The sequence below is a fragment of the Streptomyces sp. NPDC050546 genome, assembly GCF_044457425.1.
Lineage (GTDB): Bacteria > Actinomycetota > Actinomycetes > Streptomycetales > Streptomycetaceae > Streptomyces.
Genome location: NZ_JBITGX010000025.1, coordinates 13,108 through 38,197 on the forward strand (window position 1 = coordinate 13,108; position 25,090 = coordinate 38,197).

24 protein-coding genes are annotated in these 25,090 nt (G+C 70.8%); 12 read left to right on the forward strand and 12 right to left on the reverse strand.

All coding sequences use genetic code 11. The annotated features are described in order from the left end of the window. Positions 1–10 precede the first annotated feature (10 nt). From ACIBK5_RS39895 to ACIBK5_RS39905, 3 genes are all read left to right on the forward strand, one after another. Positions 11–370 (forward strand): hypothetical protein, encoded by a 360-nt coding sequence (locus ACIBK5_RS39895; protein ID WP_399027960.1) that lies wholly within the window; start codon positions 11–13, stop codon positions 368–370. Between the two features lie 120 nt (positions 371–490). Beyond that, positions 491–1,084, forward strand: a complete 594-nt coding sequence (locus ACIBK5_RS39900; protein ID WP_399027782.1) for a hypothetical protein — start codon at positions 491–493, stop codon at positions 1,082–1,084. Between the two features lie 483 nt (positions 1,085–1,567). Beyond that, positions 1,568–2,125: a TetR/AcrR family transcriptional regulator gene (locus ACIBK5_RS39905; protein ID WP_399027784.1), complete on the forward strand. Its 558-nt coding sequence runs from the start codon at positions 1,568–1,570 to the stop codon at positions 2,123–2,125. Between the two features lie 116 nt (positions 2,126–2,241). Here ACIBK5_RS39905 and ACIBK5_RS39910 read toward each other — a convergent pair whose 3' ends face one another. Continuing rightward, positions 2,242–2,547 (reverse strand): hypothetical protein, encoded by a 306-nt coding sequence (locus ACIBK5_RS39910; RefSeq protein WP_399027786.1) that lies wholly within the window; start codon positions 2,545–2,547, stop codon positions 2,242–2,244. A gap of 34 nt (positions 2,548–2,581) precedes the next feature. Between ACIBK5_RS39910 and ACIBK5_RS39915 the strand changes: the two genes are divergently transcribed. Beyond that, positions 2,582–2,785, forward strand: coding sequence for an SDR family NAD(P)-dependent oxidoreductase (locus ACIBK5_RS39915; protein WP_399027787.1), 204 nt, complete (start codon positions 2,582–2,584; stop codon positions 2,783–2,785). Between the two features lie 489 nt (positions 2,786–3,274). Here ACIBK5_RS39915 and ACIBK5_RS39920 read toward each other — a convergent pair whose 3' ends face one another. The 6 genes from ACIBK5_RS39920 to ACIBK5_RS39945 form a co-directional block, all read right to left on the reverse strand. Then, entirely contained in the window at positions 3,275–4,582 is a 1,308-nt protein-coding gene (locus ACIBK5_RS39920) for a (Fe-S)-binding protein (RefSeq protein ID WP_399027789.1), read from the reverse strand. Continuing rightward, positions 4,573–5,652 carry an FAD-binding oxidoreductase gene (locus tag ACIBK5_RS39925; protein WP_399027791.1) on the reverse strand — a complete coding sequence of 360 codons (1,080 nt, stop codon included), beginning with the start codon at positions 5,650–5,652 and terminating at the stop codon, positions 4,573–4,575. The genes ACIBK5_RS39920 and ACIBK5_RS39925 overlap by 10 nt, the downstream gene beginning before the upstream one ends. Before the next feature lie 5 nt (positions 5,653–5,657). Next, the gene (locus ACIBK5_RS39930) at positions 5,658–7,094 is read right to left on the reverse strand and encodes an FAD-linked oxidase C-terminal domain-containing protein (protein WP_399027793.1); all 1,437 of its coding nucleotides are present in this window, start codon (positions 7,092–7,094) and stop codon (positions 5,658–5,660) included. A gap of 17 nt (positions 7,095–7,111) precedes the next feature. Next, positions 7,112–8,962 carry a hypothetical protein gene (locus ACIBK5_RS39935; protein WP_399027795.1) on the reverse strand — a complete coding sequence of 617 codons (1,851 nt, stop codon included), beginning with the start codon at positions 8,960–8,962 and terminating at the stop codon, positions 7,112–7,114. Positions 8,963–9,049: 87 nt separating this feature from the next. Then, a complete protein-coding gene (locus tag ACIBK5_RS39940) occupies positions 9,050–10,048 on the reverse strand; it encodes a D-2-hydroxyacid dehydrogenase (protein ID WP_399027797.1) in 999 nt (332 codons plus the stop codon). Positions 10,049–10,086: 38 nt separating this feature from the next. Beyond that, positions 10,087–11,025 (reverse strand): 2-hydroxy-3-oxopropionate reductase, encoded by a 939-nt coding sequence (locus ACIBK5_RS39945; RefSeq protein ID WP_399027799.1) that lies wholly within the window; start codon positions 11,023–11,025, stop codon positions 10,087–10,089. A 474-nt stretch (positions 11,026–11,499) separates the two neighbouring features. Here ACIBK5_RS39945 and ACIBK5_RS39950 point away from each other — a divergent pair, with 474 nt between their 5' ends. The 6 genes from ACIBK5_RS39950 (at position 11,500) to ACIBK5_RS39975 (ending at position 18,725) form a co-directional block, all read left to right on the forward strand. Next, positions 11,500–13,050, forward strand: coding sequence for an ABC transporter substrate-binding protein (locus ACIBK5_RS39950; protein WP_399027801.1), 1,551 nt, complete (start codon positions 11,500–11,502; stop codon positions 13,048–13,050). A 42-nt stretch (positions 13,051–13,092) separates the two neighbouring features. Continuing rightward, positions 13,093–14,010 (forward strand): ABC transporter permease, encoded by a 918-nt coding sequence (locus tag ACIBK5_RS39955; RefSeq protein WP_399027803.1) that lies wholly within the window; start codon positions 13,093–13,095, stop codon positions 14,008–14,010. A 12-nt stretch (positions 14,011–14,022) separates the two neighbouring features. Then, the gene (locus ACIBK5_RS39960) at positions 14,023–14,985 is read left to right on the forward strand and encodes an ABC transporter permease (protein WP_399027805.1); all 963 of its coding nucleotides are present in this window, start codon (positions 14,023–14,025) and stop codon (positions 14,983–14,985) included. Between the two features lie 47 nt (positions 14,986–15,032). Next, on the forward strand, positions 15,033–16,034 hold the full coding sequence (locus ACIBK5_RS39965; protein WP_399027962.1) for an ABC transporter ATP-binding protein: 1,002 nt from the start codon (positions 15,033–15,035) through the stop codon (positions 16,032–16,034). Beyond that, on the forward strand, positions 16,021–17,037 hold the full coding sequence (locus ACIBK5_RS39970; protein WP_399027807.1) for an ABC transporter ATP-binding protein: 1,017 nt from the start codon (positions 16,021–16,023) through the stop codon (positions 17,035–17,037). Before ACIBK5_RS39965 ends, ACIBK5_RS39970 begins: the two co-directional genes overlap by 14 nt. Positions 17,038–17,171: 134 nt before the next feature. Next, complete coding sequence (locus ACIBK5_RS39975) at positions 17,172–18,725, forward strand: hypothetical protein (RefSeq protein WP_399027809.1); 1,554 nt, start codon at positions 17,172–17,174, stop codon at positions 18,723–18,725. A gap of 97 nt (positions 18,726–18,822) precedes the next feature. Here the strand turns inward: ACIBK5_RS39975 and ACIBK5_RS39980 are convergent, their stop codons facing one another. Further along, on the reverse strand, positions 18,823–19,662 hold the full coding sequence (locus ACIBK5_RS39980; RefSeq protein ID WP_399027811.1) for a FadR/GntR family transcriptional regulator: 840 nt from the start codon (positions 19,660–19,662) through the stop codon (positions 18,823–18,825). A gap of 191 nt (positions 19,663–19,853) precedes the next feature. Further along, positions 19,854–20,816 carry an LLM class flavin-dependent oxidoreductase gene (locus ACIBK5_RS39985; protein WP_399027813.1) on the reverse strand — a complete coding sequence of 321 codons (963 nt, stop codon included), beginning with the start codon at positions 20,814–20,816 and terminating at the stop codon, positions 19,854–19,856. A 152-nt stretch (positions 20,817–20,968) separates the two neighbouring features. Here ACIBK5_RS39985 and ACIBK5_RS39990 point away from each other — a divergent pair, with 152 nt between their 5' ends. Next, entirely contained in the window at positions 20,969–21,280 is a 312-nt protein-coding gene (locus ACIBK5_RS39990) for a DUF1330 domain-containing protein (protein WP_399027814.1), read from the forward strand. Positions 21,281–21,286: 6 nt separating this feature from the next. Here the strand turns inward: ACIBK5_RS39990 and ACIBK5_RS39995 are convergent, their stop codons facing one another. The 3 genes from ACIBK5_RS39995 to ACIBK5_RS40005 all read right to left on the reverse strand — a co-directional run bounded on the left by ACIBK5_RS39995 (position 21,287) and on the right by ACIBK5_RS40005 (position 23,800). After that, positions 21,287–21,475: a ferredoxin gene (locus ACIBK5_RS39995; protein WP_399027816.1), complete on the reverse strand. Its 189-nt coding sequence runs from the start codon at positions 21,473–21,475 to the stop codon at positions 21,287–21,289. After that, complete coding sequence (locus tag ACIBK5_RS40000) at positions 21,472–22,782, reverse strand: cytochrome P450 (protein ID WP_399027819.1); 1,311 nt, start codon at positions 22,780–22,782, stop codon at positions 21,472–21,474. Before ACIBK5_RS40000 ends, ACIBK5_RS39995 begins: the two co-directional genes overlap by 4 nt. Before the next feature lie 76 nt (positions 22,783–22,858). Further along, the gene (locus ACIBK5_RS40005) at positions 22,859–23,800 is read right to left on the reverse strand and encodes an enoyl-CoA hydratase/isomerase family protein (RefSeq protein WP_399027820.1); all 942 of its coding nucleotides are present in this window, start codon (positions 23,798–23,800) and stop codon (positions 22,859–22,861) included. A 49-nt stretch (positions 23,801–23,849) separates the two neighbouring features. Between ACIBK5_RS40005 and ACIBK5_RS40010 the strand changes: the two genes are divergently transcribed. Then, positions 23,850–25,070: a CoA transferase gene (locus ACIBK5_RS40010; RefSeq protein ID WP_399027822.1), complete on the forward strand. Its 1,221-nt coding sequence runs from the start codon at positions 23,850–23,852 to the stop codon at positions 25,068–25,070. Positions 25,071–25,090: the final 20 nt, after the last annotated feature.

Consider the following 25,090-nt stretch of genomic DNA (forward strand, 5'->3'; position numbering starts at 1 on the left):
TGTGGTGCTGATGTGCGTCGGGGTGTCCCTGCTGTTGGACGTTCGAGACCTGACAGATGTGCTGGTGTGGCTGGGCGGGGCAGTCGTCCTGCACGACGTGGTGATCGCACCCATAGTGCTGCTGGCCGGGCTGCTGCTGGTGCGCGATGGGGTGCGCGGGCCGGTCCGGGGCGCCCTGCTGGTCGGGGGAGCGTTGACGGTGGTGGCGCTGCCCGTGCTGCTCCGGCCCGGGCGGACGGCCAACTCGTCGGTCCTGCCGCTGGACTACCCACGCAACTGGTTGATCGCACTGATGGTTGTGGCCACGGTGACCGCGCTCGTCCTGGCTGTGCGGGCATTCGGGCGCCGCCGCCGGGCGACGGATGAGTGACGTTCCTCGTCCGGACCCAGGGCGCGCGTCTTACGGGTGTCTTACGCGTCGCGCGCGGGCGCGGCGCAGCATCGGGGTGCCGCCTAGCGTGACCGGATGCGATCCTTCCACACTGTTCGAGTGACGGCCCTGGTGACCGCCGCTCCGCTGCTGCTGGCGGCCGCCGGCGTGGTGCACCCCCGGCATCTGACGGCGGCGACGGCAGGGCACTGGGCCGGGCTGCACATCGTCTTGCTGCCCGTCTTTCCCCTCCTTGTCCTCGGCTTGGTGGTCCCCGTGTGGGGCCGACCGCGTCGCGACGCGGAGGGCGCCTTGACGATGTGCTCCTGGGCCGGATGTCTCTGCTTTGCCGCTTACTACTCCGGCCTCGACGCCGTGGCCGGCATATCCGCCGGCACCGTCGTGGACCACGGTGTCCACGGGGTGGCCGGACGGCTGTTCGCCACGGGCGACGCATTGGGCCGGACCGGGGTGTACGGGCTGGCCGTGGCCTCGCTGGCCACCTGTGCGGTGCTCTGGCGGCGGCACGGCGCGCGGGTACTGCCGGGTGCCGTGGTCCTGTTCGCAGCCTGCTGGTCGTTCGTCGACAGCCACATCTTCTGGCCCAAGGGCGTGTTCACCATGCTCGGTTTCGCTGTGGCGTTCGCTCTGCTGACGGTGGCGGCGTCCCGGCCCGCCGAGGAGGCGCGGGAGCCGGGGAGGGCGAACTCCTGAGGCCTCGCGCCGAGCGGTCTGCCCCCCCCAGATGCCTTGCCCTACGGTCGGTGTCATGTTGATCCTGGTGACGGCCGAGAGTCGGCCGAGGCGCTTGGCCTCGACCGCCCACGGGTGACGCGATTTCCACGTTCTCATCCTGCTGCTCGAACGCATCGCCGCCGACGCATCGCCGCCAACGAGTCGGCGTCGACGAGCCGCGCATGTTCGCGACGACATCGCCGTCCGCGAACGCTGTGGCACGTTCGGCGCCGAACACCGCATCAGCCCGAAGCGCCCCCGCGGTGTCCTTGGTTCGATGTCGCTCCGCTGAGTCGGGCACCTCGGTACCCCCGATGGCCGTCATGTGCTGGGCGATGGCGCGAGTCGTGCTGAGTCTCCGCAACGCTGCCTCGCCGCCGGACCGGCACTGCTAACGTCCTGTTCGTGACTGACAAGCCAGCACTCCGCGAGCGCATGCGGCTTGCCACAGAGGCCGAGATCGTGGACGCCACGCTCAGCCTGTTCGAGAAACACGGTTTCGAGAGCACGAAGGTCGAGGACATCGCTGCGGAGGTACGCATGTCGCAGCGCACCTTCTACCGCTACTTCCCGACCAAGGAGGACGCGGCGCTGGGGCCGAGCCGCGTCTTCGAAGCGATGCTCACCGCACGCCTCGACGGACAAGTGGCGGGCACGTCGACCCTGAAAGACGTCGAGGCGGCCGTGGCTGACGTGCTGGGTGAACTCGGATCGAGCCGGCCGGACGTCGTGGGACGCATGGTGCGGGTACGCCGTCTGTTGATACGAGACGATGCGTTCCGCAGCGCGGCGCTGCGGTGGGAGGCCGAACAGTGTGAGCGGTTCCTCCAGACGGTGGCTGAGGCGGCCGGTGAAACCGTGGTGGACCCTCGGGCCCGTCTCCTGCTCGAGACCATGAGCATCACCCTGCGTGCGACGTTCGACGAGTGGGCGACCCAGGGAGAACCGGGCGGGACGACCGCTCTCGCCGAGGCCTATCTCACGACCTGCAGGCGGTTGCGCGAGGTCGTCGCGGGCTGACGGGGCGTTCTCCATGGGTTTCGCCAAACCTGTGGGGACGGGACGCTGAAGCGGCAGGGACGGCCCAGGACGTGAGCAGTGCCGGTCCAGCGGCGGGGCAGCGTTGCGGAGAATCATCACGACTCGCTCCATCGCCCACCGCGCCCAGGGTCAGCCCGACCGCTGTGGCCAGCGCCAGGGCCGAGGCCGATCGGGATCGCCATCTGCCACAGTATGGACAGGCTCAGCGTGCGGCGCCGGGTACCGAAGGCCACCAGCGACAGGCCGAGACGGTGGGCCATGTTCCACGCGTAGTCGGGCGAGTCGGCCAGCTTCTGGTCGAGCCCGAGGTAGAGCTGCCCGGAGACACCCCGCACAGCGCCCGAGCCCAGCGCGCCCGGTGTCAGCAGCAGGCCGCCGCGGTTTATACCGGACGGGTCCAAGGTCGACCTCTGCTCACACGACGAGCTCGCCAGGGTGACCGGCCGCCTGGCCGCCGGAGCCGTCCGGTTGCTGATCAGCAACGCGGGGGTCGGTGGCTACGCCCTGCTCACGGACGTGGCCTCGGACGAGGTGGACCGTCTGCCCACCCTCAACGCCGTCGCCCCGATCCAACGTGCCCGCGCCGCCCTGCCCGGCATGCTCGCCGCCGGCGAGGGCGCCGTCGTCACCGTGGCGTAGCTGCTGGCGATCAGCCGGGGCCGGAACGCTCAGCTGCCGCGCCGCACCCTCTACGCGGCCGCAAAGGCCGACACCGTCGCCTTTCACCCGCGCTCCGGCAGGCGAGCTCGCGGACTCCGCGGTGCGCGCGGGGGTCGTGTGCCCTGGCAGCGTGGCCACGGAATGGAACGGCGGTCTCGGACACGGCGTTCCCTCGGCGATGTCCCCGGAGGACGTGGCCTCGGCCCGGCATGGCGAGTCTGCGCCTGGGCGAGACCGTCTGCGTCCCCGGCCTTGAGGATCAGGATGCCGGGCTGAAGGCCTTGGAGGACGGGGAGGCCGCCCTCATGAGCGGCGGTTCTCGATCGCTCCCCGCCACCAGGTGCCAGCAGTCGGCACAAGTCTGAGGAGGTGCCCGTCTGATGGTCTTCGTGGTCTTCCTCGTCGGCCGGCACTACCTCGTCAAGGGCATCGCCACCACAGGAATGAAGTAGACCGGGGAGCGGACGGTCAGGGCTGCGTCCTGCGGGCGGTCCGCAGGATCGACGTGTCGCCGCGCAAGGAGGCGTCGAGGAGTTCGACCGGATGGACGACGGGGACATCGGCGTCACCCGTGTGACGGCTGATCTGCAGCAGACAGCCCGCGTTGCCGGTGGCGATCACGTCGGGCCGGCCGGAGAGGAGGTTCTCCGCCTTGCGTCGGCCGAGCCGCTCGGCGGGCTCCGGCTGCACCAGGTTGTAGATGCCGGCGGAGCCGCAGCAGATCTCCGGCTCGGCGACGTCGACCAGAGTCAGAGAGGGGATGGTAGAGAGGAGCTGCCGGGGCTCGGCCGTGATTCGCTGGGCGTTGGCCAGGTGGCAGGCGTCGTGGTAGGCCACCCGGGTCGGCAGCGGATGGCGTGGGGCCACCGGCGTGAGTGAGGCGAGCAGTTCGCTCACGTCGCGGACCTTCGACGCGAACACCTCGGCCTGCTCGGCATAGTCGGGATCGTCGCGCAGCAGCTCGCCGTACTCCTTGAGCGTGGACCCGCAGCCGGCGACATTGACCACGATCGCGTCCACGTCCAGGTCGCCGAGGGCGTCGATCGTCGCGCGGGCCCGGCGCGCCGCGTCGGAGTCCAGGCCCGCGTGCATGCTCAGCGCGCCGCAGCACGGCTGGCCGGGCGGGACGACGACATCGCAGCCCTCGGCGGACAGCACCCGTACGGTCGCCGCGTTGACATGACCGAAGTAGACCCGCTGCGCGCATCCGGCCAACAGCGCGACCCGCAGCCGTCGTTCGGTCCGCGCGGGGACGAAGCCCGGGGTGCGGGAGAACAGGGCGCGCAGGCGCACGGGCGGCAACAGACCGTCGAGCGCGCGCAGCCGGGGCGGGAGCAGCCGGCTGAGGAGGCGCTGAAGGCCGGTGCGCTGGTAGAGCAGCCCGAACACGGTGGCAGCGCGCAGCCGGTTCGGGTAGGGGAACAGGCTGAAGATCAGCCGGCGGAAGAGGGCGTCCGCGGGCGCGCGCGGCACGTTCCGCTCGACCTGTGGCCGGGTCGCCTCCAGCAGCCGGTCGTACTTGACCCCGGACGGGCACGCGGTGACACAGGCCATGCAGCCGAGGCACCCGTCGATGTGCCGGGCGAACGTGGCGTCCAGGGGCACCTCGCCGCGGTCGGCCAGATCCATCAGGTGGATGCGGCCGCGGGGCGAGTCCATCTCCTTCCCGTCCAGCAGATAGGTGGGGCACGTGGGCAGGCAGAAGCCGCAGTGGACGCAGTCGTCCAGCAACTCCCGGCGAGGTGGATTCGTCTCGTCGAACGAGTTCAGAACCATGGGGTGAACCTTCCGGCACCGAATCGGTCCGACGGATCGAACCGCTGCTTGACGGCCCGCATCACAGCCACGGATGCCGGCGGCGGGCCCCACGCCGGCACGTCGATCCCACGGCGCAGGACGACCGTGCTGCCGCCCCGGCCGGCGATGTCCTCCCGAAGCCGGCCGAACGCGGCGGCCGTGACGTCCGGCAGCCGTACGGTGTGCACACCCGTCCCGAGACCGCCGCTGAGAACGGGCGCCGAGCCGGCCGCCGTCCCCACGCGCTCGGCCACCCAGGGCCACAGGCCGGGCAGCGCGCCGATCCGGAACACCGTGTCACCGGGGTCACCCAGCGACACCCGCGCCACCTCGTCCCAGACCGAGGGGTCGGCCTCCTCGAAACCCGTGGCACGGGCCCGCCGGGCCGCACCCGCCGAGGTGCCCTCGAAGCGGGCCAGCAGACGGCCGTCGTACCACTCCAGCGCCACCGGCTCCAGACCGTCCCGCACCAACCGGTCCGCCGGCCCCAGGCTCCGCTCCGGGGTGCAGTGGGCGGCGACGGTGCACGACGCCTCGGCCAACGGGTGCAGCCGCAGGGTCACTTCGGCGACCACGCCGAGCGTGCCCAGCGAGCCGTGGAACAGCTTGGCCAGGTCGTACCCGGCGACGTTCTTGATGACGCGTCCGCCCGAGCGTGCGACGGTCCCGTCGCCGAGGACGACGGTGACCCCGATGACGCAGTCGCGCAGTGTGCCGTAGGCGTGCCGTGACGGTCCGGCGTCGCCGGTGGCGAGCAGCCCGCCGATCGTGGCGCCGTGGGCGGTCCGGCCCGCGTCGAGCGCCACCCGCTGTCCCTTGGCCGCGAGAGTCTCCTGGAGCGCGGTGAGCGGCAGACCGGCCTGGACCGTGACGGTCAGATCCGACGGCTGGTACGCCAGCACGTCGTTCAGCCCGGTGACGTCCAGGACGGCGTCGGCGGGGGACGGCGCGCCGCCCCACTCGGCCGCCGTACCCGCTCCGGCGATCAGCAGGCGGGGCGGGCCCTCGCGGACCGCGTCCCGCAGCTCGGCGAGCGTGGCCGGGCGCATGCGGGTCACCACCGGTCGATCACCCCCGCGGCCTCCAGGGGATGCGGCCGGTAGGGGCCCGGGCGCTCACCGCACAGCCGTGGGGTGGGAAAGATCTTCCCCGGATTGCACAGCCCGTCCGGGTCGAACGCGGCGCGCAGCCGTTTCATCGTGCCCAGGTCGTCCTCGCTGAACATCGCGGGCATGGAGCATGCCTTGTCGGTGCCGATGCCGTGCTCCCCGGACAGTGAACCGCCGAGTTCCACACACAGTTCGGCGATGGCCGTGGAGAGCCGCTCGGCCCGCTCCAGCTCACCGGCCGCCCCGCTGTACAGGACCAGGGGGTGCAGATTGCCGTCCCCGGCGTGGAACACGTTCGCCACCCGCAGGCCCGCCGCCTCGGCCATCCGGGCGATCCGCACCAGCACCTCGCCCAGCCGGCCGCGCGGGACCACGCCGTCCTGGACGATGTAGTCCGGGCTGAGCCGTCCGGCCGCGGCGAACGCCGCCTTGCGGCCCCGCCAGATCAGTTCCCGCTCGGCCGGGTCGTCGGCCACCCGCAGCTTGGTGCTGCCGTGCCGCCGGCAGAGTTCGAGCACCTGGTCGAACTGCTCGGTGACCTCGTCGGCCGGGCCGTCCAGTTCGACGACGAGCGCCGCCGCGGCGTCGGAGGTGTACCCCGCGGAGACGGCCGCCTCGACCGCCTGGATGGTGAGGTTGTCCAGCATCTCGATGGCGGCCGGGACGATCCCGGCGCCGATGACGGCGGTGACGGTGTCGCCGGCCGCGGCCACGGTGGCGAAGTCGGCCACCACCGTGGAGACGGTGGCCGGCTTCGGCAGCAGCCGGACCACCACCTTCGTGACCACGCCCAGGGTGCCCTCGGAGCCGATGAACGCGCCGAGCAGGTCGTAGCCGGGCTGCTGCGGGGAGTCCCCGCCCAGTGTGGTGACCGAGCCGTCCGCGAGCACGACGTCGGCGGCGAGGACGTGGTGGACGGTGAAGCCGTACTTGAGGCAGTGGGCGCCGCCGGAGTTCTCCGCCACGTTGCCGCCGATCGTGCACACCTGCTGGCTGGAGGGATCCGGCGCGTAGTACAGCCCGTAGGGCGCCGCGGCCCGGCTGATCTCGCGGTTGGTGACACCGGGTTCGACGACGGCCCGCCGGTTCACCGGGTCGACCTCGATCACCCGGCGCAGACGCTGCACGGAGACGACCACACCGTCGGCGACCGGCAGGGCGCCGCCCGACAGGCCTGTGCCGGCGCCCCGCGCCACGAAGGGGATGCCGTGGCGGGCGCACACCCCGATGACGGCCGCCACCTCGGCGGCCGAACCCGGCAGCGCCACCAGCGCGGGAACCACCCGATAGCCCGTCAGCCCGTCGCACTCGTAGGTCCGTAGCTCGGTGGGCTCGGTGAGGACGTTCTCCTCGCCGAGGACGGCGACGAAGTCGCCTGTCACTGAGGCGTCCACGGCTGTTACCGGTACTCGATGACGACGGTCTCGAAGAGAGACAGTTCGGGCAGGGTCAGCGAGATCGTGCCGTCGTGCGGGGACAGCGGTATGTCGACGCCGGCCCGCAACGCGTGGGCGCGCAGTGGTGTGCGGTCGGTGGCGAGACTCACGCCGATGTCCCGGACCGGGACGGGCGCGTGGAAGGCCGTGCCCAGCTGGCCGGTCAGGTTGACGAAGCTGACCAGGAGGGCGTCGGCACCGGGATTGTCGCGTGCCACGACCTCGACGACGGTGGGTGCGTCGGTGGTGAGCCGCGGCTTCAGGCCGAGCAGGTCGCGCAGGGCCGCCATCACCAGGCGGGCGTGGCCGTCGTGCGCGTAACTCTGGTAGTGGGTCCCGATGTCCCAGGGGATGACCACGCCGCCGGAGGGTGTCCGCACCAGCCCGGGGGTGTCGGAGACCTCCGTGTAGTAGCACTTCTCCGGGGGGCCGAACATGTGGGGCGGGATGTAGGCGAGGAAGCCCTCGCCTTCGCCCTCGTAGGGTTCGAACGTGCCGTAGAGGTACACCAGGTCCAGGTCGTCCAGACCGGAGAGCGTCTTCTTGTCGTCGGGCCGGATCGCGAAGTACGCGCCCCGCACATGCTCCCCGCCGGTGGTTCCGGTGGTGAGGACGGGGCGGTCGGTGTCGACGGTGAAGCGGGGGTCGGGCACGACGACGGCCGCGTAGCGGCTCAGCCGCTCCCGGTCCGCCACGTCCTCGCGGAGCACGTCGAACTGCACGTGGTGCTCGGCGAGCATCCGGTACAGCCCGAGGAACTCGGGGCCGGGGTCCTTCGGCGTCGGCCGGATCAGGCACACGTCAGCGAGCGACGTGGTGCCCGTGTAGTGCCGCTCGTGCGCGGCGTGGAACGCGTACAGGTCACGGACCTGGTCGTAACAGCGTCGGTCGTCCTGCCCGTCCAGGGTGCCCAGCACGTAGAAGTCCAGCCAGCCCCCGTGCACCGTGTCCTGGGCCAGCCTGAGAGCCGTCAGATGCTCGGACACCGCGGCGTTGCGCATCGGGAAGTCCACGAAGTGGACCGCGGCGTTGCTCACCGCCATGCCCGGCCAGCTGTCGTTGACGAGGCGGACCTGCTGGCTGGCCGAGTAGGTGAAGTCGGGCTGCCCGTCCACCATGTGCGTCCCGGACTCCAGCCGGTAGATGTCCGTGCCCGCCGGGGTGTAGTTGCAGGTCGCGATGGACGGCCGGATGGCCTTCACCGTGGTGGCCCGGCGCTCGAACAGCTCGGAGACGGTGCGGGTCTTGAACTCCTCGTAGGCGGAGTACAGCGGATCGTCCTCGGAGCGGGGCAACGGGCCCGCCTCGAAGCGCCGGGCGCAGTTGGCGCACTGGCAGATGCCGTGACAGGTGCCGCTGTAATCGCGCACCTGGTAGCCGTGCATGTTGATGAAGACCCCGTCGATGGGGTACCGCGACGCCACCTCGGCCATGATCTCCAGCGAGTGCTCCTGCTGGTACCGGCTGTTGAGGCAGGTGTGGATCTGCCCGTTGTAGGTGACCGACTCGCCCGCGAGGCTCTTGTAGTGCCAGTCCGGCCGGTCCGCCGCGATGACCTCGTTGACCTTGCTGAAGTCGAACCGCGCGATGAGCCGGATGCCGGCCGCGTGGGCCCGCGACAGCACCTCGCCGAGGAAGTCGCCCCGCAGCAGGGGGTTGCGGTACTGGAAGGGCAGCTCGGTGGGGTAGTTGGCGACGATGCCGCCGGCGTTGAACAGCACCACGTTCGCCGAGAACTCCAGCAGTGACTCGACGAAGCGTTCCGGATCGATCGTTACGTCCGTCTCGCGCAGGTTGGTCTGCACGAGACGCATCGGACGTTCCTGCCACCAGTGGGTCATGACTCTCATTCCCAATCGGTCGGTGCCGGCGTCGCGTTCGGCCCTTCGCGGTCCGCCGCCTCAGCCGCGACTGAACACGTGGTGGGGTTCGAGCGCGTTGAGCATGGGTTCTCCCGCGCGGTAGCGGCGGGCGTTCTCGGTGATGATGTCGATGGAGCGCTGCGTCCGGTCGGGCAGCCGCGGCGTCATGTGGGGCGTGATGACCATGCGGGGCGCGTCCCAGACCGGCGCGTCGGGCGGCAGCGGTTCGGTCTCGAACACGTCCGACGCCGCGCCCGCGATGACTCCGGCTTCCAGCGCGGCCACCAGTGCCGGTTCGTCGACGACCGCCCCGCGGGCGATGTTGATCAGGTAGGCGGTCGGCTTCATCAGCTTCAGCTCGGGCCCGCCGATGAGGTGGTACGTCTCGTCGCTGAGGTGCGCCGCGAGCACCACCACGTCGCTGTCCCGCAGCAGTGGTTCCACCGTGTCACCGAGGTCCGCGCAGTACTGCCGGTCCACGGTGTCGGGGACCGGCGCGTCCCGCCGCCGGTAGGCCAGGACCCGCATGCCGAACGCCCGGGCGAGCTTCGCGACCTCGGCGCCGGTGTGGCCGAGGCCGATGATCCCCATCGTCCGGCCCGACAGGCCCAGCCGTTCCTCGTAGTTCTCCAGCCCGCGCCAGACGTGCCCGCGGTGCTGGTCGTGCAGGCCGTAGGCGTCGAAGGTGAGCGACAGCGCGAAGAAGAAGACGTGCTGGGCGAGTGCCGCGGCCGAGCGCCCGGCCGACCCGGTGACCATCAGTCCCTTCTCGAACACCTCCGGCATCGCCGAACGCGTCAGTCCGGCGTGGTCGCAGTGGACCCACCGCAGATTCGGCGCCGTCACATAGCGGCGGTCCAGGTCGCCCTTGATGACGGCGACGTCGACGTGTTCGAGGGCCCGCGCGATCGCCGCGTCGTCCCCCGGGGGCACCACGTCGAACCGCGCGGGCCCGAACGCTGCCCGCAGCCGGTCGAGTTCGGCCTCGCTGTAGGGCACCGTCGCCAGCACCCTCCTGATCTCCCGTTCCCGCGCCATGAATCGGTCTCCTCTCCCGGCTCGCCGGTCTGCGGTGCCTACGCGTGTCCCTCACGCACCGGCGCGCGGCCGGCGAGTTCTTCCACGAGAAGCAGGAGCGCGCTGTGGTCCAGGGAACCGAGCCCTCGTGCGCGGGCGGCGGTCAGCAGTTGTGCGACGACGCCGGTCAGCGGCGTGGCGACCCCCTTTGAGCGCGCCACGGACAGGGCGATGCCGAGGTCCTTGTGGTGCAGGTCGATGCGGAACCCCGGTTCGAAGGAGCGGGCCAGCATGCTCTCGCCCTTGACGTTCATGACCTGGTTGCCGGCCAGGCCTCCCTTGAGCACGGTGAGGGCCGAATCCGCGGGCACACCACTCGCCTCCAGCAGGACCAGCGCCTCCGAGACAAGGGCGATGACCCCGCCGACGATCATCTGGTTCGCCGCCTTGACGGTCTGCCCCGCGCCGTCACCGCCCACGTGGACCACCGTCCGGCCCACGGCCTCGAACAGGGGCCGGGCCGCGGCGAAGTCCTCCTCCCGCCCCCCGGCCATGATCGACAACGTGCCGTCGATCGCCCCGCGTTCGCCGCCGCTGACCGGCGCGTCGAGGGGACGGACCCCGGCTTTGCGCGCTGCCTCGGCCACGGCCGCGGAGGTCTCGGGCCGGACCGTGCTGAAGTCGATCAGGAGGAGCCCGTCGCGCGCGTGCCGCAGGACGCCGTCCGCGCCGAGCACGACCTCCTCCACGTCGGGGGAGTCCGGCAGCACGGTGAGAACAGCGTCGGCCCGCGCGGTCACGTCCGCGACGCTGGTGGCCGCCCGCCCGCCGGCCGCCGCCAGCCGCTCCACCGGGCCGGGGGAGCGGCAGTACCCGATGACGTCGTACCCGGCCTTGACCAGATTCGCCGCCATGGGAGCACCCATGACACCGAGTCCGATGACACCGACCGTCTCCATGTTCGCTTCACGACCTTTCTGACCGGCGGCTTGACCCACGGGGAAGGGGGCGGGTGTGCCTCCCGCCCGTGTCACCGTCCGGCGTGCCGGGGCAGCCGTCCGAGCGGCTGTGGGGGAAGGGGAGTCGGAATGGCCCGGGCGGCTGTCCGGCGCACCGGGGTCAACGGGTGGTTCGGCCAACTGGTACGACCACCCGTCCAATTGAGGGGACCGTAAGTGCGCTTCGTTCGCGTTGTCAACAGATGCGACGGCCTCTTGGCTGGCCCTGCTCACCCAGAAATTCCGATGCAAGCAGCGGCATGACACTTCTCTTGACGCGGAAATGTGCTTCTCATACGCTGCGGATATTGACCATGCGGTCGGACCAATTTCCTGCCGTCAGGCGCCGTACGCGGCACGGTGACCCCCGATCTCCCGTGCCGGCGCCCCTCGACTTCGATCTCCGGCACGGTCGGAAGACCGTCCGGCAAGACCGCTTCTGCGTCATCGCTCTAGAACGAGGAGTGAATGAGGATGCTCACCAGAACTCGACGGCACCTAGCCGTCGCGGCCGGAGGAATCGTGTCGGTTCTGCTGGCCGCCGCATGCTCTCCCGGCGGTGACGCCCAGGCAGGCCGGCCTGGCGGGAACGCGCAGACCCTCACCATCGCCATCCCCACCGATCCGACCTCGCTCGACCCGTGCGACAGCCAGGCCGCCGACGGCGTCGGCACACTCCGCCGGAACGTCACCGAGTCGCTCACCGACGTCGACGCCGCCACCGGAAAGGTCGTCCCGCTGCTCGCCCTGTCCTGGCGGCAGGACGACCCCACCACCTGGACGTTCAAGCTGCGCCCCGGCGTGAAGTTCCAGGACGGCACGGCCTTCGACGCGAAGGCGGCGGCGTTCAACATCAAGCGCACCATGCAGCCCGACCTGGGCTGCCTCAACCTGGGCAACATCCCTGAGCCCTTCACGGCCACCGCCGTGGACGCGACCACCCTGAAGGTGGTCACCAAGGGCCCCGACCCCATCCTGCCCCTGCGCATCGGCTGGATCGACATGGTGTCGCCCAAGACGTCCATGACGGCCAAGACCGCACACCCGGTCGGCACCGGCCCGTACACGTTCGTGCGCCGCACACCGGGCACGGACATGCGGTTCAAGCGGTTCGACCGCTACTGGGGCACCAAAGCGCAGGCACGCGAGGTCCGGTACGTGTTCCGCAGCGAGGCCTCCGTCCGGGCCGCCACCGGCAAGACGGGAGAGGCGGACATCGCGGTGCCGATCGCCCTCCAGGACGCCACCGAGAACGACCGCACCCGCTCCTACACCCAGTCCCGGGTCTTCTTCCTGCGCCTGGACACCGACAAGCCGCCGCTCAACGACCTGAAGGTCCGTCAGGCCATCGGGTACGCCATAGACAAGAAGAACATCGTGAAGGCGCTGATGGGCAAGACAGGCAAACCGACGGACCAGATGGTCGCGCCCACGGTCAATGGCTACATCCCCGGCTACAAGGGCCCGGGTCACGACCCGGCCAAGGCCAAGGCGCTGATCGGCCAGGCTGAGGGCGCCGGCGTCGACACCGGGCGGCGGATAGAGCTGATCAGCCGCAACACCCTGTTCCCGGGTTCCGGCGACGTGCTCCAGGCCATCATCCAGAACCTGAAGGACGTCGGCCTCGACATCAAGCTGACCGAGCTGGACGAGAACGCCTACCGCGACAAGATCCACGCCACGAACCGCAGCGGCCAGCCGGTGTCGATCACGGCGGTCTCGCACGACAACGCCTTCGCCGACGCGAGCTTCTCCTTCCCCAAGTACCTCTCCAGCAGCGGCACCGTGTCGACGATCCGCGAGTCCCATCTGGATTCGCTGCTGCGACAGGCCGATGTCGCGGAGGGCGCCGAGCGGGCCTCGCTCTACCAGCAGGCCGCGCGCTGGGCGTACGAGCGCAACGGGGCGATCGTGCCGGTCGCCGAGCAGTTCAGCCTCCTCCTGCTCAACCGGGGCGTGGAGTACAAGCCGAACGGCCTGACCGGCATCGAGCTCCAGGCCTCCCAGGTCAAGCTCGGACGCTGAGCGTGCCCCGGTCCTCACCCACGCGGAGAAGAAAGGCAACCCGTGCTGACCTTCCTGTCGCGACGTCTGGTGTCGAGCGTCATCGCACTGGTCGGCGTCGTCGTGGTGGTGTTCTTCCTGGGCCGGCTCACCGGCAGTCCGGCCCATCTGTACCTGCCGCAGGGCGCCAGCCAGGAGATGGTCGACAACTTCAACAGGACCCACGGCTTCAACGATCCGCTCTGGCAGCAGTTCGTCCGCTTCGTCGGCGACGTGGCCCAGCTCGACTTCGGCCAGTCGATCTGGCAGCAACGACCGGCCCTCACCGCCGTCACCTCCGTGTTCCCCCAGACGCTGCTGCTCGCGGTCGTCGCGATGTCCCTGTCCATCGCGGTGGCGGCCCTGCTCGGCTGCCTGGCCGCCGCACGGCGTTTCGGGCCGGTCGACAAGCTCATCACGTTCGGCTCGCTGGCCTGCGCCAGCATCCCGGACTTCTGGTTCGCCCTGGTCGGCGTGCTGTTCCTCGCCGTCCACCTCGGTGTCGTGCCCACGTCCGGGCAGTCCGATCTGTCCTCGTGGATCCTGCCCGTCGCGACGCTGATGCTGACGCCCGTCGGAGTCCTCACCCAGGTCGTCCGCGGCGCGATGATCGAGGCCCTCGGCTCCGGCTACGTCCAGAGCGCGCGGGCCCGTGGCCTCGCCCACCGCCGCCTGGTCTACCGGCACGCGCTGCGCAACGCCGCCCTGCCCATCATCAGCGTCGCCGGCGACCGCGCGGCCGGCCTCGTCAACGGCGCCGTCATCGTCGGCACCGTCTTCGCCTGGCCCGGCATCGGCACCGTGATGGTGGACGCGGTCCTCAACCGGGACTTCGCCGTCATCCAGGCCGGAGTCTTCGTGATCGGGCTGGGAATCGTCCTGCTCAACGTCCTGGTCGACCTCACCTACGCGGTGGCCGACCCCCGAGTCCGAGTGTCGTAGGAACAGGGGTGGATGAACATGGCCCAAGAGCTGGTGGCCGGCGCGACCACCGCGCCGCCCGTCGACCCCGGCAGGCTCGCCTCCGGACGACGGTCCCGCATACGACTGCTGCTGCGCTCGCCGCTGCCGCTGACCGCGGCGATCGTCCTCGTCACCATCGTGCTGGTGTCGCTCATCGCGCCGGCGTTCGTCTCGGACACCGCGCAGCGCCAGGACCTCACCCAGCGGCTCTCACCCCCGTTCCACCTGTCGGACGGATTCGCCTTCGTGCTCGGCGGGGACACCCTGGGACGGCCGATGCTGTACCAGCTGTTCGTCGCCACGAAGACCTCACTGTTCATCGCGGCGATCTCGGTCGCCCTGTCCGCGATCGTCGGCTCGGCGATCGGGCTGATCAGCGGCTACACCGGCGGCTGGGTCGACGCGCTGATCATGCGCCTGAGCGACATCATCCACACCCTGCCCTCGCTGCTGCTCGCCCTGGTGATCCTCTATGTGCTCTCCCCGAGCATCACGAACCTGATCGTCGTGCTGGCGCTCACCCGCCTCCCGATCTACATGAGGGTCGCCAGGGCGCAGGCGCTGGAGATCCGCGAGCGCGTCTTCGTCGAGGCGTCGAAGGCTCTCGGCAGCAGACCATGGCGGATCATGCTGCGTGACATCCGGCCGATGGTCGCACCGACCGTCATGACGGTCGCGATGCTCGAAGTGGCGAACGTGATCCTCCAGGCCGCCGGGCTCAGCTTCCTGGGTGTCGGCCTCCAGCGCCCCGACGTCGACCTCGGCATCATGGTCGCCTCCGGGCGCGAGTACCTGAGCGAGGCCTGGTTCGTCACGTTCTTCCCCGGCCTGCTGGTCGTGATCATCGCCCTGGCCGCCAACATCCTGTCGAACTGGCTGCGGGCGGTCGACGATCCCGGACAGAGCGCTCTCTTCGTCTCCCGCACGTCCCTGCGCGAGGAGGAGTCCCGGTGAATCCGCTGAAGAACCGGTCGCGACCGGCCCCGGACGACGAGGGCACGGTGGACCCGACGGCCTCCGGATCCGTACCACTGCTCGCCGTGCGCGACCTCGCCGTCGACTTCGCGACCGACCGCGGCAGGGTCGCGGCGGTCCGGGGCGTCAGCTTCACCCTCCAGGCCGGCCAGAGCCTGGCGATCCTCGGGGAGAGCGGCTCCGGCAAGAGCGTCACCGGCAAGGCCCTGCTCGGCCTGATCGACCCGCCCGGCCGGGTGCGCGGCGCCATCGAGTTCGAGGGCGAGAACATCGTCGGATGGGACGAGGACCGGCTGAACGCCGTGCGCGGCCCTGGCGTCTCGATGGTGTTCCAGGACTCCCTCGACAGCCTCAACCCCGTCTACTCCGTGGGCTCGCAGGTCACCGAACTGCTGCGGGTACGCCAGGGAATGAACCGGCGCGCCGCCCGGGAACGAGCGGTGTCGCTGATGCGGCAGGTCGGCATCCCGGCCGCCGCGGAACGCCTGAAGGACTACCCCCACCAGTTCTCCGGCGGCATGCGGCAGCGCATGTGCATCGCGCTCGCCATCGCCCTCCGTCCCCGGCTGCTCATCGCGGACGAACCCACCACGGCACTCGACGTCACCGTCCAGGCCGGGATCCTGAGGCTCATCCGGCAGTTGCGGCAGGAGACCGGCATGGCGCTGATCTTCGTGACGCACGACCTCGCCGTCGCGCGGCTGGTGGCCTCCGAGGTGGCCGTGATGTACGCGGGCAGGGTCGTCGAGCGAGGCCGCGTCGACGACATCTACCGGCGCCCGGCGCACCCGTACACCCGGGCGCTGCTCGCCTCGCAACCCGACACCGCCCGCAGCTGGAGCGACCTGCGCCCGGTGGCCGGCAGTCCGCCGGACAAGGCCGACACCGTGCCGGGCTGCGCCTTCCACCCGCGGTGCCCGATCGCCACCGACCGGTGCGCCACCGACGAACCGGACCTGCGCGCCCTCGGCGCGGACCGGCAAAGCCGCTGCCACCACGCCGAGGAGGTCCTCGATGCCGCGCACTGAGCCGGACACGCGCCCCACGGGGGCGGCGGACGGGTCCGCCCCGCCCCTGCTGCGCGTCGAGAACCTGCGACGGCACTTCGTCACGGGGTCCCCGCGGAACCGGAAGGTGCTGCGCGCGGTGGACGGCGTCACCTTCGAGGTCCGCGCGGGGGAGTGCCTCGCCGTGGTCGGCGAGTCGGGCTCGGGCAAGTCCACCCTGGCCCGGGCGCTGATGCGGCTCGTCGAGCCGACCGGCGGATCGGTGTACTACAAGGGCCGCGACCTGCTGGCGCTCTCCGGCCGGGAGATGCGTGCGGAGCGCCGCGACATCCAGATGGTCTTCCAGGACCCCTACGCCTCCCTCCATCCGCGGCGCACCGTCGGCGACGTCGTGCGCGAGGCCTGGCGGGTGCACAAGGACCTCGTGCCCACAGCGCAACAGCAGGCCCGCGTCGCCGAGTTGCTGCGTCAGGTGGGACTGCCCGAGGCGTACGCGTCCCTCTACCCCAGCCGGCTCTCCGGCGGTGAACGGCAGCGGGTCGCCATCGCACGCGCGCTCGCTCTGCGGCCGGAGCTGCTGGTGCTGGACGAGCCGGTGTCGGCCCTCGACGTGTCGATCCAGGCGCAGGTCATCCGCGTCCTGATGGAGCTGCGCGCGGAACTCGGGCTCGCCTACATCTTCATCTCGCACGACCTGAACCTGGTGCGGCTCGTCGCCGACCGGGTGGCCGTGATGTACATGGGGCGTGTGGTGGAGACCGGGACCACCGAGGAGTTGTACGGACACCCGGCACACCCCTACACGCAGGCACTGCTGAGCGCCTCCCCGGGCCGTGCCGCGACCCTGGATCCCGGCGAGGACGTCCTGTCCGGCGCCGTCGCGGGCGAGCTCCAGGGCCCCCTCGGGACCGCGGAGGGCTGCCCCTACCGTTCGCGGTGCCCCAAGGCGCGTGACATCTGCGCCACCGACAGGCCCGAGCTGGGAACCGGAGTGCACCCGAGCGCCTGTCATTTTCCCGGCTGAGAAGAATAACCTTCTCCAAAATTGGTACGAGGGTTCTCAGTCAGTGTGAGGATCCCTATGCTGAACCCTCCCCCCACAGAAACCGCGACAAGCGGCCGTCATCGCCTCTTGGAAGCGAGGTTCTCCCCATGCGCATGAGCACGAGAATTCCCACCCGGCGCGGGCTGCTGGCCGGAGCGGTCGCCTCACTGCTGGCCGTGACCTCGGTGCAGTCCGTCGCGGCCCAGGCGGCCGAACCGTCGCCCTCCCCGGCCGAGGTCTCGGTCGACTTCGGCTCCCGCGAGGGTCAACTCCCGCGCCCCGAACGGCTGAACAACTTCGGCAACGTGACCGCCTGGCCCGACCAGCGCGCCGGCGACGCGAGGTTCCTGAACAAGCAGGGTCTGCACGGCGACATCTACCGCATATGGCTCAGCAGCCCGAACGCGGCTGACAACCTGGACGTGTTCAACCTGTGCGACCTGAAGACCAAGCGGTGCGACCTGTCCAAGCTGGACGCCTACCTCGCCGAGGCCGGCACCGTCTCCGACTCGGTGCTCATCAACCTCAACCCGACGGACTTCGTCGAGGGCAAGCGCCCGTTCGAAGACCTCGAGCCGATGCTCGAACTGATCATGCGCAGCATCAAGGCGAAGTACCCCCGCGTCAAGTATGTGGAGGCCTTCAACGAGCCGGACTGGCAGTTCTACGGCCAGCAGCGCAAGCAGGGAATCCCGCCGGACAGGACGACACTGCGCCCCGGTGACCTGTACCGCTTCTACGAGCCGTACTACCAGGCGGTCAACAAGGTCAACAAGGGCATCAAACGCGCGGACCGGCTCGAACTCGGCGGGCCGGCGCTGATGTGGATGGACCCCAAGTGGCTGAAGCCCTTCCTCGACGACTACGCGGCCGACCGGAACCCGCACAAGCGTCTGGACTTCCTCTCCTACCACGCCTACCTGGCCTGGGACGACAACTACCAGACACCGACGATGTACAACACGGACCTGAGGGTGGTGGCCGCACAGCGGAAGACCCTGCGCGGCTGGCTGAGGGAGCGCCGTATCCACCAGCGCATCCCGAGCTACGTCACCGAGACGGGCATCTACCCCGGTCCGGCCTACGACGACACCGACCCCAAGAAGGACTACGTCAAACAGGCGGCCGGCATGGCCACCTACGCCTACTACTTCGCGAACCAGGCGGACACCTACATGTTCAACTGGTGCGTCCGGCACCGGGTCGAGGAGCGCAAGGACCAACTGGTGACCCGCACCCCGAACGGGCCCGTCAAGGACACCTTCACGCCCTACGGCAACATGCTGCTCATGCAGTCCAGGATGAAGGACACCCGGGTGTCCGCCGCCGTCTCGGGCAACGCGCTCGAAGGTGACAACGGCGTCTACGCGATGGCGTCGAAGGACCGGACCGGCGCCTCGCTGATGGTCTGGAACTGGCAGCACGTGGGCGACCGCGACTACCGGGCCACGATCGACATGTCCCGGATGCCGTCCGAGCTCAGGCACCGGCCGGTCCGTCAGCTCGTGTACCGCATCGACCAGAACACCAGCAACTACTTCTCCGACCCCGCCAAGGCGGGTCTCCAACTGGTCGACAAGAAGATCGTCAGGCCCGGCCGGACCCACACCGCCACCGTCGATCTCGAGCCCAACGCGATCTACCTGGTTCTCCTGGAACGCGTCTGACGCACACCGGCGTGCCGCCCCGTGGTGACGTCCGCGGGGCGGCACCGCATTCCCAGGAGGACGGGGCGGGACGTCCCGGGGCCTCCCGTCGGCGTGCTTACCCGGAGGACGCCGATCCCGCGCCCCGTTCGCCCTCCGGTCCTAGGATCAAGCCGCTGTCCGCACGGTGTTCCAGCTCCTCGACCAGCGCCGTCTCGACGGCGCTCATGTGCATCGCCATCAACTGCTGTGCGCGTCGCGCGTCGCGCTGTCTGATGGCCTCCAACACCAGCCGGTGGTGTTCCAGGTACTCCACCGCGGCGTGTTCACGGCTTCGGGAGCGGTACTTCAGCTCGCTCCACGTCTGCTCGTGCATCAGGTCGATGAGCGTCCTCTCCAGCGCCAGCAGCACACTGTTGCGGGACGCGGCGGCGACGGCCAGGTGGAAGGCGAGGTCGGACTCCGAGACGTCCTCGTCCGCGCGGGTCGCGCGGGCCTGCTCCTCGAAGGCCTCCTCCAGAGTGGCGAGATCGGTGTCGTGGTGCGACAGCGCGGCCTGCTCCGCGCAGACAGGCTCGATCGCCGTCCGCGCGACGATCACGTCGAGAGGGCTGTGTTCGCCGAGGGCCGCGGCCTGGGCGCGCAGGAACGTGGCGCTCGAACCGCCCTCCGTGGCGACATAGGTGCCGCTGCCGGTCCGGATGTCCAGAACCCCGGCGTGCTCCAGCACGCGCAGCGCCTCCCGGAGGGAGCCACGGCTGACCTGCAACCGGCTCGCCAGTGTCCGCTCCGCGGGCAGCGCGCTGCCCGGAGGGAAGAGGCCGGACCGAATACTGGCCAGGATCTGCTCCACGACCGAGGCGTACAACTTCGGCCGTCCGACAGCCTGGAACGCCTCATCTGGTTGAACCACAGTGCTGGCCCTCCGGTCTCTCGGGCTCGGCAGACGCTCAGGCATTGGTCATGCGGCTGGACCAATCGCGCTCACCAGGCTACCGAGCAGGCCGAGGGAGCGGCTACCGGGTTGAGTATCACGGCCTGATCCCACCCCATGTCGCCCCGGTACGGCGGGTGCCGGCGGCACCGGTCCGACCGGCGGCCGGGGCGGGATCGCCCCGGCCACCGCGCGCCGGGGCGGCTACGGCGCTGTCACCTGGTCCCGGCGAAGGCACGCAGCTCCCGGCGGACGTCGGGGCCCGTCGGAGTGTAGATGATCTCCTGGAAGCCGATCTCGCCGAGCCGCGCGAGCTTGCGGGCGAGGCGGGCTGCGTCGCCGACCATGGTCGTGGTGTCGATGTGCTCCAGCAACAGACGACCGCGGTCCGTCAGATGGGTCACATGACCCTCGAAGGTGAGCAGACGGCGTTCTCCGGCCTCGGCGGCCTTCTCCAGGGCCTCCCGCCAGGCACGGCCTCCGGGCTTGGCGTCCACCGCCTCGGCCCCGCCCCGCGCGTAGGCGTCGTGCCATTCGACGACCCGCCAGGGCCCGACGGCCTCCCGCACCCGTGCGCAGCCGGCGTCCTCACCGTCGTCGAGGACCGTGCCGGACACGATGGTCGCCGTGGGGAGCGCGGGGTGGGGCCGCCCGATGATCCCGTCGGCCAGGCCGTCGGCCAGCGCGGTACCCCGGGGGCCGAAGACGCTGAGCCACACCGGCACGTCCACCGGGCGGTCCGCCGTCAGCCCGGGGGCGTGCAGCATGCGCGCGGGCTCGCCGTCCAGCAGGACGGTGTCACCCGCCAGGAGCCCGCGCACGGCGCGGACGTAGGCGGCGAAGTCGTCGAGCCGCATCGGGGGTTGTCCCAGGGCCAGCCGGGCCGTGAAGCCGGTGCCGAAGCAGGCCCGGAAGCGGCCGGGGGCCAGCCGGGCCAGGGTGGAGATCCCGGACGCCATGGTCATCACGGAGCGCTGGTCCGGCACGAGCACCGACGTGGCCAGACCGATGCGGGTCGTCCGGCGAGCCGCCAGGGCCAGATGGACGAAGGGGTCCTCCCACAGGGGCGCGGAGTCGTAGATCCACACCCGGGCGTAGCCCGATTCCTCGGCGAGGACGGCCAGGTCCGCGAAGTCGGGGCCGGGTGGCAGACCGCACGACAGCTCGGGGGTGCTCACCGGACGACCGCCGGGCCGCCGGGGACGAGGGGTGTGGATCTGCAACTCGGTTGCGCGGGAGTCGAGTTGGTCCGGCCCGTGCTATAACGCATATACCGCATAAGTCGTATACCGCCCATCAGTCGTGATTCATCGTGTAATGGAGGCGCGTCATGCCCAAGGGGTACGTGATCCTGACCGAGGCCATCCGGGACCAGGCCGGTATGGACGCCTACAGCCGGGCTGCCACCCCGTCGATGATCGAGGCCGATGCCTCGGTGCTGGCCGTCGACACGGGGCCCGAGGTGCTGGAGGGCCGGTGGCACGGCGACCGGACGGTCGTCCTCGAGTTTGAGTCCGTCGAGGCGGCGCGGGAATGGTACGAGTCGGCCGAGTACGCGAAGGCCAAGCCGCTGCGGCAGGCCGCGGCGGAGACGAACGCCGTGCTGGTCGCCGGGTTCGAGATGCCGCCGCGGCGGGCCTGAGCCCCGTCAGTGACAGGAGATGGCGCGCTCCGGGCAGCTCATCGCGGCGGTGCGCGCCGCCTGCTGGAACTCCCGTGGCACATCGGGCTGTTCGGTCACGGCGTAACCGTCGTCGCCGATGTCGAACACCTCGGGGCTGACGGTGCAGCAGACGCCGTGCCCGCGGCAGCGGTCCTCGTCGATGGTGATCCTCATCGGGTGGTCTCCTCGGTGGGCGTGAACTCCAGGTTGAGGTGGGTCAGCCCGCGCAGGATGTACGTCGGCAGGTACTGGTAGCGGCGCGCGCCCGCCCGTCCGTGCACGCGCTCGGAGATCCGGATGTCGCGGGTGCGTGCCAGCAGGCGCTCGATGCCGACCCGTGCCTCGGCCCGCGCGAGCGGTGCGCCGGGGCAGGTGTGGACGCCACGGCCGAAGGAGATGTGGTGGCGGGCGTTCGGACGGGCGGGGTCGAACGTCGAGGGGGCCTCGAAGTGGCGGGGGTCGCGGTTGGCCGCTCCGTTGACCACCATCAGCGTGGTGCCCGCCGGGATGTCGACGCCTCCGACCGTGGCTGGGACCTTGGAGAGCCGGAAGTCCCCCTTCACGGGGCTCTCCATGCGCAGCGACTCCTCGACGAAGTTCGGGATGCGGTCCGGTTCCGAGCGCAACATCGCCTGGATGTCGGGGCGTTCGGCGATCACCTTGAACGCGGAGCTGAGCAGGTGGACGGTGGTCTCCTGCCCGGCCGAGAACAGGTTGGCGGCGACCCGGACCGCGTCGGCGACCTCGGGCAGGGAACCGTCGGGGAACGTGGCGGTGGCGAGGCCGGTCAGGACGTCCTCGCGCGGTTCCCGGCGCCGGTCCTTGATGTAGTCCGAGAACCGCCCGTAGAGGAATTCCAGCGGTGAGTGGGCGAGCGTGTCCTCGTCCGTGCTGCCGATGCCGCCTCCCGCCCGCGGGCGGCGCTGGAGTACGTCGAGGAACTGCTCCCGGTCCTCCTCGGGCACACCGAGCAGGTCCGCGATGACGAGCAGGGTGAAGGGACCGGCGAACTCGCTGATGAACTCGCCTTCCGGGCGCGTCAGGAAGGTGTCCAGCATGCGGTCGGCGATCTCCCGCACGGCCGCCTCGTTCTCCTTGAGCCGCTTCGGCGTGATCAGCCGCATCAGCAGCCCGCGATGAGCGGTGTGCACGGGCGGATCGAGGGTCGGCAGCTGGTCGCTCATCGGCAGTTCGTCGCGGTGCCGCTGGATGAGCTCGCTGACGTCGTCGCCTTCCAGCGGGACCGGGAAACCCGGGAAGGGGCCCGTCACCGACAGGCATGACGAGAAGGTCTGCGAGTCCTGGGCCACCTGGACCGCCTCGTCGTACCCGGTCACCATCATCACGCCGTGGTGGGGTTCCCGGGTGACGGGGCAGCGGGCGCGCAGGGCGTCGAAGTAGGGGTACGGATCCGCCACCGTGGTGTCGTCCCGGAAGAAGTCGATCGTGTCGATGTCCTCGGACGGCTCATCGTGCGCCACTGGCCTGTCTCCTTCTGGTGCGGAGGTACGTGAGGGGGATTCTCGTATGGGAGAATCTAATTCTCAGATCTGCGGATTACCAGTCGCGGACGGCGGTTCCGGCTTCGTCGACAAGGCCCCAGTGCCGGACCTCCGGCAAGCTCATCGCGTCACCGGTCAACGCCAGATAGGCGGTGCGCTCCCTGCCGATCCGCGCCGGCAGGCTCGCCGTGCCGCCCGCCCCCGGGATGAGCCCCATGCCGATCTCGGGCAGTCGGACCACCGTGTCCGGTGCCGCGACCACGCGGCCCGCGAACGCGGCCAGTTCGATGCCCGCGCCGACGCAGGCGCCGTGCAGCCGGGCGGTCACCTTGGCCGCGCACCGTTGGAGCAGCGCGGCCGGGCTGCGGTGTACCCGCACCCGATGGGCCCGCGCAGGGTCACGCGAGGTGCCGAACTCGGCGAGGTCGCCGCCGCTGCAGAAGGCGGGGCCGTCGCCGCGGAGATCGACGCGGGTGACCGTCGGGTCCGCCACGGCTACCTCCAGAGCCTCGCACAGGGCGTCCCGGGTGGCGGCGTCGAAGGCGTTGCGCACCGAGGGACGGTTCAGGGTGATGGTCAGACGGTCCCCGTGCCGGTCGAGCCGGACGGGCTCGGCGGCCGGGCGGGCGGCGTGCGGGCGCTTCGCGGCGAGCCACGCCCGGAAGTCCGCGCCGGCCTGAAGGGTGGAGTAGGCCAGGGACTCCACGACCAGCCGGTCGGCCGGCGCCAGTGCCGGACCCACGCGCAGCACCTGCACGAGAGCGAGGCAGGCGTCGGGCCGGGCCGCGACGATGTCCCGAAGCCGCAGCGCGGTGGCGTAGGGGTCGGCGCATCCGACCCACGGCCGGGGCGGGTCGGGCGACGCGGTCAGCAGGACGTCGAACTCCCCGCCCGCCTCCCCGGGGCGGGCTGCGACGGCCACGCGCACACCCGGCGTCCCCGGCGGAGGAGGCGGGGTCGCGCGGTCGAGGTCGATCAGTTGGAAGGGTGGCTCCATGGCGACGGCAGTGTAATCTTGCCTCACCTCGTACGAGAAGGGTGTTCGCATGAGAAGGAATGCCACTCTCGCCCGTTGGATGGCCACGGTGGAGGGCAGACTCGGGCCCCTGACCGCTGTCGCGGACGACTTCACGGCTCTGACCGGCGTCCCGGTCGACGTCGGCCCGACCCTCTTCGAGCGAGCCGTACTGGCCGGGTCCCGCCTCCCCGGCAGGGTCTCGGCGGGTGGCTCCTGTCATCTCCTGGCCACCTCTGACGGCTGGGCCACGGTCAACCTGGCCCGCCCCGACGACCATGCTGCCCTCCCGGCCCTTCTCGCCCTCCTCGGCGCACCCCGGGCCGACCTGCGGACCGCCGCGCGCGGGGTCGGCGCGGCCGAACTGGCGGTATCCGCACAGATGTTGGGCATGGCCGCAGCGGAACTCGGTTCACAGCGCGGCGAACGGCCTCCGGTACGCGTCGAACGGCACGGGCCGGCCCGCCCGCGCGACCTCGCCGGCCTGCGCGTCGTCGACCTGTCCGCGCTCTGGGCGGGGCCCTTGTGCGCACGACTGCTGGGGCGGGCCGGGGCCCGCGTCGTGAAGGTGGAGAGCGTCTCCCGGCCGGACGGGGCCCGCTTCGGCTCTCCGGACTTCTACCGCCGCCTGCACCAAGGGCACGAGAGCCTGGTGCTCGACTTCGACTCCGGCGCGCTCGCCGAGGTGGTCGCGGAGGCCGACCTCGTCATCGAGGCCTCCCGGCCGCGCGCGCTCAGGCGGCTCGGGGTGCGCGCGGAGGAGTTCCTCGCCGCGCGCCCGGGCCGGGTGTGGGTGAGCATCACCGGGTACGGCCGTGACGTCGACCGGATCGCCTTCGGCGACGACGCGGCGGTCTCCGGCGGCCTGACGGGGCTCGACCGGCACGGCGACCCGGTGTTCCTCGGCGACGCGCTAGGCGACCCCGTCACGGGTGTGTACGCGGCCCACGCCGCGGCCTGTTCCCTGGCACGCGGCGGCGGCGAGCTGCTGGGCGTGTCCATGGCGGCATGCACGGCCGCACAGGCACACGCCTCGGCGGTCATAGGGGCTGCAAATTCGGCGGTTACCGGAGCCGCAGTTCCGGAGGCCGTCCGGGCAGCGGACTCGGTGGTCTCCGGAACTGCGGTTCCGGAGACCACCCGGACACCAGAGCCTCCGGCCCGCAGGGAAGCAGATCCGGCGGTCACCGGGGCAGCGGCTCCAGCACCCACCGGAGCCGTACAGCGCAGGGCCCCGGCGACGACGTGCTGATCCGGGACGTGGAGGTCGAA

Bases quoted from the DNA above. Each gene is read 5' to 3' on its own strand.
- ACIBK5_RS39895 (WP_399027960.1), top strand. From the start codon at position 11: ATGTGCGTCGGGGTGTCCCTGCTGTTGGACGTTCGAGACCTGACAGAT.
- ACIBK5_RS39920 (WP_399027789.1), bottom strand. From the start codon at position 4,582: ATGGTTCTGAACTCGTTCGACGAGACGAATCCACCTCGCCGGGAGTTG.
- ACIBK5_RS39925 (WP_399027791.1), bottom strand. From the start codon at position 5,652: ATGCGCCCGGCCACGCTCGCCGAGCTGCGGGACGCGGTCCGCGAGGGC.
- ACIBK5_RS39935 (WP_399027795.1), bottom strand. From the start codon at position 8,962: ATGCGTCTCGTGCAGACCAACCTGCGCGAGACGGACGTAACGATCGAT.
- ACIBK5_RS39940 (WP_399027797.1), bottom strand. From the start codon at position 10,048: ATGGCGCGGGAACGGGAGATCAGGAGGGTGCTGGCGACGGTGCCCTAC.
- ACIBK5_RS39950 (WP_399027801.1), top strand. From the start codon at position 11,500: ATGCTCACCAGAACTCGACGGCACCTAGCCGTCGCGGCCGGAGGAATC.
- ACIBK5_RS39960 (WP_399027805.1), top strand. From the start codon at position 14,023: ATGAACATGGCCCAAGAGCTGGTGGCCGGCGCGACCACCGCGCCGCCC.
- ACIBK5_RS39970 (WP_399027807.1), top strand. From the start codon at position 16,021: ATGCCGCGCACTGAGCCGGACACGCGCCCCACGGGGGCGGCGGACGGG.
- ACIBK5_RS39975 (WP_399027809.1), top strand. From the start codon at position 17,172: ATGAGCACGAGAATTCCCACCCGGCGCGGGCTGCTGGCCGGAGCGGTC.
- ACIBK5_RS39980 (WP_399027811.1), bottom strand. From the start codon at position 19,662: ATGCCTGAGCGTCTGCCGAGCCCGAGAGACCGGAGGGCCAGCACTGTG.
- ACIBK5_RS39990 (WP_399027814.1), top strand. From the start codon at position 20,969: ATGCCCAAGGGGTACGTGATCCTGACCGAGGCCATCCGGGACCAGGCC.
- ACIBK5_RS39995 (WP_399027816.1), bottom strand. From the start codon at position 21,475: ATGAGGATCACCATCGACGAGGACCGCTGCCGCGGGCACGGCGTCTGC.
- ACIBK5_RS40005 (WP_399027820.1), bottom strand. From the start codon at position 23,800: ATGGAGCCACCCTTCCAACTGATCGACCTCGACCGCGCGACCCCGCCT.
- ACIBK5_RS40010 (WP_399027822.1), top strand. From the start codon at position 23,850: ATGAGAAGGAATGCCACTCTCGCCCGTTGGATGGCCACGGTGGAGGGC.